Source organism: uncultured Georgenia sp., assembly GCF_937958535.1.
Classification (GTDB): Bacteria; Actinomycetota; Actinomycetes; order Actinomycetales; family Actinomycetaceae; genus Oceanitalea.
The window spans coordinates 1-3,016 of the sequence record NZ_CALGNQ010000232.1 but is presented as its reverse complement, the minus strand read 5'-3'; the positions used below and the strand labels follow the sequence as shown (position 1 = coordinate 3,016).

1 protein-coding gene and 1 pseudogene are annotated in these 3,016 nt (G+C 72.1%); both read left to right on the top strand.

Going from position 1 to position 3,016, the window contains the following annotated elements; genetic code table 11:
- Window positions 1–2,634: formate dehydrogenase (fdh, locus tag Q0195_RS12235; protein ID WP_299278958.1), on the top strand; the 2,634-nt coding region annotated here is incomplete at its 5' end.
- 47 nt (window positions 2,635–2,681) lie between these two features.
- Window positions 2,682–3,016, top strand: a pseudogene (locus Q0195_RS12230) (4Fe-4S ferredoxin); the annotation flags it as partial.

Sequence of the window (3,016 nt, the reverse complement as noted above, 5' to 3'; positions counted from 1 at the left end):
TCGAACATGGCCGAGGCCCACCCGGTGGGCTTCCAGTGGGTGATGGAGGCCAAGCGCCGCGGCGCCAAGGTCATCCACGTCGACCCGCGGTTCACCCGCACGAGCGCGCACGCCGACGTCTTCGTCCCCATCCGCGTGGGCACCGACATCGTCTTCCTCGGCGCGATCGTCAACTACGTGCTCCAGCACGAGCTCGACTTCCGCGAGTACGTCCTGGCCTACACCAACGCCGCGACGATCCTGTCCGAGGACTTCCTCGACACCGAGGACCTCGACGGCCTGTTCTCCGGCTTCGACCCCCAGACCCGCACCTACGACACCACCACCTGGCAGTACGCCGGGGTCGAGCACACGGGGGAGGACGAGGAGGAGGTCGCCGCCGACCGCGCCGCCGCCTCCGGGCTGCAGCACGAGGCGCACGGCATGCCGGTGCCCGAGGAGTCGCAGCGCGACGAGACGCTGCAGCACCCGCGCACCGTCTACCAGGTGCTCAAGCGGCACTTCTCCCGCTACACCCCCGAGCTCGTCGCCGAGACCTGTGGCATCTCCCGGGAGCAGTTCCTCCAGGTGGCGCGCGCCTGGGTGGAGAACTCCGGGCGGGAGCGGACGACGGCGCTGGTCTACAGCGTGGGCTGGACCCAGCACAGCGTGGGCGCGCAGTACATCCGCACCGGGGCGATCCTCCAGCTCCTGCTCGGCAACATGGGCCGCCCGGGCGGTGGCGTCATGGCGCTGCGCGGCCACGCCAGCATCCAGGGCTCCACCGACATCCCCACCCTGTTCAACCTGCTGCCCGGCTACCTCGTCATGCCCCACGCCGCCAAGCACCCGGACTTCGCGAGCTGGGTCGAGGACATGGCCGGGCCCGGGTCGAAGGGCTTCTGGGCCAATACGGACGCCTACGCCACCAGCCTGCTCAAGGCGTACTGGGGCCAGGCCGCCACCGCCGAGAACGACTGGTGCTACGACTACCTGCCGCGGATCGACGGCGACCACGGCACCTACCGCACCGTCCTGGACATGATCGACGGGAAGGTCAAGGGCTACTTCCTCCTCGGGCAGAACCCCGCCGTCGGCTCCGCCCACGGCAAGGCGCAGCGGCTCGGCATGGCCCAGCTGGACTGGCTCGTCGTGCGCGACCTCTACGAGATCGAGAGCGCCTCCTTCTGGAAGGACTCCCCGGAGGTCGAGACCGGCGAGATCGTCCCCGAGGAGTGCGCCACCGAGGTCTTCCTCCTCCCCGCCGCCTCCCACGTGGAGAAGGAGGGCACCTTCACCCAGACCCAGCGCATGCTCCAGTGGCGTGAGCAGGCCGTGGAGCCCACCGGGGACCGCCGCTCGGAGCTGTGGTTCTTCTACCACCTCGGCCGGATCATCCGGGAGCGGCTGGCGGACAGCCATGATGAGCGGGACCGTCCGCTGCTCGACCTCACCTGGGACTACCCGGTGCACGGCCGGCACGACGAGCCGAGCGCCGAGGCGGTGCTCAAGGAGATCAACGGCTGGGAGGTGGCGAACGGCCGGCTGCTGTCGAGCTTCATCGAGATGCGGGCCGACGGCTCCACGGCGGGCGGCTGCTGGATCTACACCGGCGTCTTCGCCGACGGCGTCAACCAGGCCGCCCGTCGCAAGCCCGGCGCGGAGCAGCACTGGGTGGCGCCCGAGTGGGGCTGGGTGTGGCCGGCGAACCGGCGTGTGCTCTACAACCGTGCCTCGGCCGACCCTGAGGGGCGCCCGTGGAGCGAGCGCAAGGCCTACGTGTGGTGGGACGAGGAGAAGGGGGAGTGGACCGGCTACGACGTCCCGGACTTCGAGCGCACCAAACCGCCGACCTACCGCCACGAGCCGGGCGCCACCGGCGTCGCCGCGCTCGACGGAACCGACGCCTTCGTCATGCAGGGCGACGGGCGCGGGGCGCTGTTCGTCCCCAGCGGCCTGGTCGACGGCCCGCTGCCCACCCACTACGAGCCGGTCGAGTCGCCCTTCCGCAACCCGCTCTACGGCCAGCAGGCCAACCCCACCCGGATCGAGTACCGCACCGCCGTCAACCCGCTGCACCCCAGCCCCCCGGCGGGTGAGGACGTCTTCCCCTACGTCTTCACCACGAGCCGGCTCACCGAGCACCACACCGCCGGCGCGATGAGCCGCACCCTGGAGTACCTCGCCGAGCTGCAGCCGGAGATGTTCGTCGAGGTCTCCCCGGCGCTCGCCGCGGAGGTCGGGCTGGAGCACCTGGGGTGGTGCCACGTCGTCACCGCCCGCGCCGCGGTCGAGGGGCGGGTGGTGGTCACCGACCGGCTGCGCCCGCTGCGGGTCGAGGGCCGGGTCGTCCACCAGGTCTGGCTGCCCTACCACTGGGGCAGCAAGGGCCTGGTCACGGGCGACTCCACCAACGACCTCTTCGGGATCTCCCTCGACCCCAACGTCCTCATCCAGGAGACCAAGGCCGGCACCTGCGACGTCCGCCCGGGGCGCCGTCCCCGCGGCCGGGAGCTGCTCGACCTGCTCGACCGGTACCGTCGACGTGCCGGCACCGACGCCCTGCCCCCGTTCGTCACCGCCGACCCCCGCGCCGTCGCGCGGTCCGACGCCCGCGACGACGCACCGCACCGCCCCACCGACGGAGGGAGCTGACAGTGGCCAGGACCAGCCTCTTCGGGACGAACAGCCTCTTCGGCCCGGTGGACCCCGCCGTCGACGCCGGCTACACCGACCCGCCGCCGCGCAAGGGCTTCTTCACCGACACGAGCGTGTGCATCGGCTGCAAGGCGTGCGAGGTCGCCTGCAAGGAGTGGAACCTCATCCCGGGCGGGGAGGACCTCGACCTGCTCGGCATGTCGTACGACAACACCGGCGGGCTGGGCGCGAACACGTGGCGGCACGTCGCCTTCATCGAGCAGCAGCGGCCCCCGGTGCACCTCGGCATGCCGGGCAGCGGCCCGCCGGCGCCCACCGGCGCCCCGCCCGCGGCCGGCACCGACGTCCCGCCCGCGGCCGGCAGCGGCGTCCCGCCCGC